The sequence below is a fragment of the Paenisporosarcina sp. P4_E4_2 genome, assembly GCF_056401595.1.
Genome location: NZ_JBFUJC010000230.1, coordinates 1 through 5095 on the forward strand (window position 1 = coordinate 1; position 5095 = coordinate 5095).

5 protein-coding genes are annotated in these 5095 nt (G+C 39.3%); 3 read left to right on the forward strand and 2 right to left on the reverse strand.

The window, feature by feature from the left end; all coding sequences use genetic code 11:
* Positions 1 to 119 precede the first annotated feature (119 nt).
* On the reverse strand, positions 120 to 491 hold the full coding sequence (locus tag AC1DSB_RS14140) for a VOC family protein (protein ID WP_016426569.1): 372 nt from the start codon (positions 489 to 491) through the stop codon (positions 120 to 122).
* A 169-nt stretch (positions 492 to 660) separates the two neighbouring features.
* Between AC1DSB_RS14140 and AC1DSB_RS14145 the strand changes: the two genes are divergently transcribed.
* A complete protein-coding gene (locus tag AC1DSB_RS14145) occupies positions 661 to 1758 on the forward strand; it encodes a threonine aldolase family protein (RefSeq protein ID WP_477586934.1) in 1098 nt (365 codons plus the stop codon).
* Between the two features lie 197 nt (positions 1759 to 1955).
* Here the strand turns inward: AC1DSB_RS14145 and AC1DSB_RS14150 are convergent, their stop codons facing one another.
* Positions 1956 to 3245, reverse strand: coding sequence for a BaiN/RdsA family NAD(P)/FAD-dependent oxidoreductase (locus AC1DSB_RS14150; RefSeq protein ID WP_477586935.1), 1290 nt, complete (start codon positions 3243 to 3245; stop codon positions 1956 to 1958).
* 111 nt (positions 3246 to 3356) lie between these two features.
* Between AC1DSB_RS14150 and AC1DSB_RS14155 the strand changes: the two genes are divergently transcribed.
* The gene (locus AC1DSB_RS14155; RefSeq protein ID WP_477586936.1) at positions 3357 to 4964 is read left to right on the forward strand and encodes a putative polysaccharide biosynthesis protein; all 1608 of its coding nucleotides are present in this window, start codon (positions 3357 to 3359) and stop codon (positions 4962 to 4964) included.
* Between the two features lie 12 nt (positions 4965 to 4976).
* On the forward strand, positions 4977 to 5095 hold a 119-nt coding region (locus tag AC1DSB_RS14160), incomplete at its 3' end, for a S4 domain-containing protein (RefSeq protein WP_477586937.1).

The window sequence follows — 5095 nt, forward strand, 5'->3', positions numbered from 1 at the left end:
ATATTTTGCAGGATAAGCGAAAACCCCAGTCATTTAAATGACTGGGGTTTATTTTTGTTGATTAGATGGTGAAGTTGCGATCGTTCCGAAAAAAGTAGTTGTCCCACATTATCTGTTCTTTATACGTGTTGATCCACGAGAATAGGATTACCGTCTGGATCTTCAATTGTAAAACTGGCTGGTCCAACGCTTGATGTATCTGCTTCAGTCAGTATTTTAATTCCTTTTGCTTTAAGCTGATTCTGCAGTTCTCGAATGTCCGTAAACGTATCAAGATTCTCGGCATTTTGATTCCATCCTGGATTAAAAGTCAGAATGTTCTTTTCGAACATTTCTTGGAACAGCCCTATTACGCAACCTTGGTTCTTCATAATAAGCCAATTTTGAGTAATGTCCCCACCGAAGACTTCAAACCCTAAATCTTCGTAAAATGATTTTGATTTATTAATGTCTTTTACACTCAAACTTACAGAAAATGCTCCTAGTTTCATATTACTTCCTCCTATAGTTTTGAATATTCATGCTTTATATAAGTTCAGTATAGATGTGTCATTTGGAATACACAACATTCATCTTAAGTGAAATGGACAGCATCTCATACATGCCATGCTCAAGTGCTATACTAAATAGATAGGTAGAAAGAATGGGAGGATAAAAACAATGAGCCAAACTAATCTTCTAATGGATTCTTTTAAACAAACTAAATATCAAATTGATGGACACGGTACAAGAAATATTCAAATATTGAAAGAGGCATTCGACTCTTTCGATGGCCAGACAGTGAGCGATATGTACGGAAGAGGCGAAATAATTGAAGCTTTTCAAGCCAAGATGGCAGCGTATTTAGGAAAAGAAACAGCTGTCTTCTTTCCAAGTGGCACAATGGCRCAGCAAATCGCATTGCGTATCTGGTGCGACAAAAAATGCCAGAGAAAAGTGGCTTATCATCCATTAAGCCATCTGGAAATTCATGAGCAAGATGGCTTGAAGGAATTGCACCATATCGAAACGGTATTGTTGGCGGACAAGAACAGGGTAATTGAACTGAATGATGTGCTCACTATGGACGAGGAAATAGCTTGTTTATTGCTGGAATTGCCTCAGCGTGAAATAGGCGGTCAATTACCGACGTATGAAACACTGAAAAAAATATCCAGTCATTGTCGTGAGAAAGGAATCAAGTTGCATTTAGATGGGGCACGACTTCTTGAAATACTTCCTTATTATCAAAAAACTGCAACTGAGATCTGTAGTTTATTTGATAGCGTATATATATCCGTTTATAAAGGGATAGGTGGAATTGCGGGGGCTATTCTGGCCGGTGATCAAGACTTTGCACAAGAATCAAAGATTTGGAAACGACGTCATGGGGGAGATTTAATCAGTCTGTACCCATATATCATCAGTGCCGATCATTATTTTGATCAAAGATCAGAGAAAATGGGGCAATATTATGAGGATGCAAAGGAACTTGCCGAACTTTTCAACTCATGTCATGGAGTGGAAACATTACCATTGATGCCTGTTTCTAATATGTTCCACATCTATTTTGGTGGCGCAAAGGAAACCATGGAACGTTTGTTGGCAGAAATACACATTGAAACAGGTATTGGTTTAACCAGGTATTTAAGAGAAACATCAGATGAAAGATGTGATTTTGAATTGAGCATTGGTGATTTGTATGAGAGTGTACCAAAAAGTGAATTAAAGCACGCATTTCAACTGCTGGATAAGAAGATGCGAGAGATTACGCAATAATGTTATGGAAAGGGGGAAGTGACAAAATCACTTGCCTCTTTCCTTTTTTGATTCTTATATCTTACTAGGGTTTAGAACATTACGTTTGCGCTGACCGCATGTTCCGCATGAGCCAACAAAAATAAGTGAGAGGTAATTAAAAAACGGAGCAAAGTGACTGGATCACTTCGCTCCGTTTTTCGTTAGTTGTGTAATGATTATTTATATTCAACCGGTACATATGGAATAGTTTTTGCGTATTGCGCAGCGCTCATGCCAGCAATTTTCCCGGTAACGAGAGCGGAGGTAATGTTGTACCCGCCAGTATAGCCGTGAATATCCAAAATTTCACCGCAGAAATACAGACCAGGCTTTTTCTTGGAAGCCATCGTCTTCGGTTCAATTTCTTTTACAGAAACACCACCACCGGTAACGAACGCTTTTTCGATAGGTTGAGTGCCATTTACTTTCATCGAAAATGATTTCAACAAGCTGGCTAAAGCTCGAACTTTTTCATTGGACAGGTTAGCACCGATTTCATTCGATTCGATGCCAGCTCGATTTAATAAAAACAACAGCCAACGTTCAGGCGCAACGCCTTTCCAAACATTTTTTACTGATTTCTTGGCATCTTCTTTCATCAACTTGACCAGCATCTGGAAAGTTGACTCCGCATTTTCTTGCGGTAAGGAATCGATAACCATATCAACAGGGGATTCCCCGTTTTTCATGCGTTCCTTGACGACAAATTGACTGCAACGTAAAATAGCGGGACCGCTTAAACCGAAATGGGTAAATAACATGTCCATTTGATGGGTAATCAACACTTTTCCTTTTTTATTCAAGACAGAGACCGCTACATCACGAAGTGCGAGTCCTTGCAATTCTTTTGAACGAATGAATTTTTCATCAGACAACAACGGTACTTCAGTTGGATATAAGGTGGTGACTGTATGTCCTGCACGCTGTGCCCATGGGTAACCGTCGCCAGTCGATCCTGTTTGAGGGACAGCTTTCCCTCCAACAGCGAGTACAACGGATTTACTTAAGATTTCTTGTCCACTTTTCAGACGGACGCCAAGAATTTTATCTTCGTTCATCAAAAGTTTCGCAACGGGTCTTTCGAATAGTACTTCTACACGCAACTTTTCCAATTGGCGTACTAAAGTATCGACAACATCCTGAGCCCTATTGGAAACAGGGAACATGCGCCCATGATCTTCTTCTTTCAGCTCAACACCAAGACCTTCAAAGAAAGTAATGATGTCTTCATTATTGAAAACCGAGAAAGGACTATACAGGAACCGTCCATTACCGGGAATGTGCTTCACAATTTCTTCCTGGGATAATCGGTTCGTAACGTTGCAACGTCCACCGCCGGATATCGCTAATTTTTTTCCAAGTTTCGTACCTTTTTCAAGAAGTAATACTTTCTTGCCAATTTCAYCAGCAGCAATGGCCGCCATTAATCCAGAGGGACCGCCTCCGACAATTATTACATCATACATGGGATAAACACACTTTCTTCTTTTTTCTTTATTATAAACCATTTGTGGTTTTCATGTTCGAGGGGTAAAATATCCTGTAGGTTTTAAAATTTAGAGGTCAGGAAGTTAAACATGTCAAATAATTTATATAAAGGTACGGCCATTCTGACGATTGGTCTATTCCTCTCGAAAATATTAGGGGTTATTTATATCATCCCATTTTACTCGATGGTTGGAGAAGAGAATATTGGGCTGTACCAATATGCATATATTCCATACAATCTTATGCTAGCAGTAGCGATTTCCGGTGCGCCTTTGGCTTTTTCAAAGTTTGTTTCCAAATATAATTCTTTAGGGGATTATGAAACAGGCAGAAGATTATTAAAATCCGGTTTAATGGCGATGCTGGTCACAGGATTCCTATCGTTTTTGTTTTTATATTTCTTTGCGGAACCACTTGCAAGGGTTACCATCGCTGAGAATGAGAAAATATATACGGTTGGAGACGTGACGGATGCCATTCAATGGGTTAGTTTTGCATTGATTGCTGTTCCTTTTATGAGCTTGCTTCGAGGATTCTTCCAAGGGTATAGTYTCATGATGCCAACAGCATCTTCTCAATTGATTGAACAAATCGTACGGATTATCTTTTTACTTGGGGGCACTTTCCTGGTCTTGAATGTTTTTGGTGGAACACCAAAAGAAGCCATTCAAGTAGCTGTACTATCCGCATTTGTCGGTGCACTTGGCGGTATAGTTGTGCTGTATTATTATTGGCGGAAAAAGAAACCGGAATATGACAATTTACTTGAAAAATCTACAGCTTCTTACGATGTGAATTTAAAAGATATGTATAAAGAAATTTTGGTTTATGCAATTCCCGTAGTATTTTTGGGAGTTGCTAATCCACTGTTCCAATTTGTGGATTTATTAACATTCAATCGTGCAATGAGTGATGCAGGACATTCCTTGAAAACCGATTATTTGGGTATTCTGAATCTCACGGCACATAAATTGGTTATGATTCCTGTCATGCTTGCGACCGGATTCTCCATGGCATTGATACCTTTGGTAACTAAATATTTCACGACCAATGAGCATAAGCAATTGTCACGAACGCTTGATCAGACATTCCAAATCCTATATTTCCTTACGATGCCTGCTGTGATTGGAATGACGGTTCTGGCTCCTGAACTCTATCACTTATTCTATGAAAAAAGTGCAGTAGGCTCAGATATTCTGGCGCATTACTTGCCTGTTGCCATTCTATTCAGTCTGTTCCCTGTAACTGCTGCCATTTTACAAGGTATCAATCAACAGAGATGGATCATTCTCAACTTGTTGGTTGGATTATTAATTAAATTGGCGTTGAACATTCCGTTAATCAGCTTATGGGAAACGAACGGGGCTATTGCAGCGACAATTATTGGATACAGTGTTGCAATCTTTATGAACTTTGCTGTATTGGTTGTAACGCAAAACTACCGTTCCATTTTATTGGTAAGAAGAATCGTTCTCATTACCGGGATAAACGTAGCGATGTTTATTGCCGCTGTCATCACTCGCATGGTGCTAATTCAGATCATGCCTGCCGAATCTAAATTCGGGGCTATGTTGATTATCTTAATTGTAGGTGCAATTGGTGCACTAGTTTATGGAGCCATTGCCCTTCGTTTGGGAATTGCGCAGAAATTATTTGGTGAACGATTAACGAAATATACGAAGAAATTTGGTTTTTAAGGTGGTTCTTTTATGAGGTTAGATAAATTACTTTCAAATATGGGCTATGGTTCCAGAAAAGAAGTAAAGCTTTTGCTTAAATCAAAAGCAGTTGAAGTAAACGGCGTTTCTGCGAAGGATGTCTCCATGCA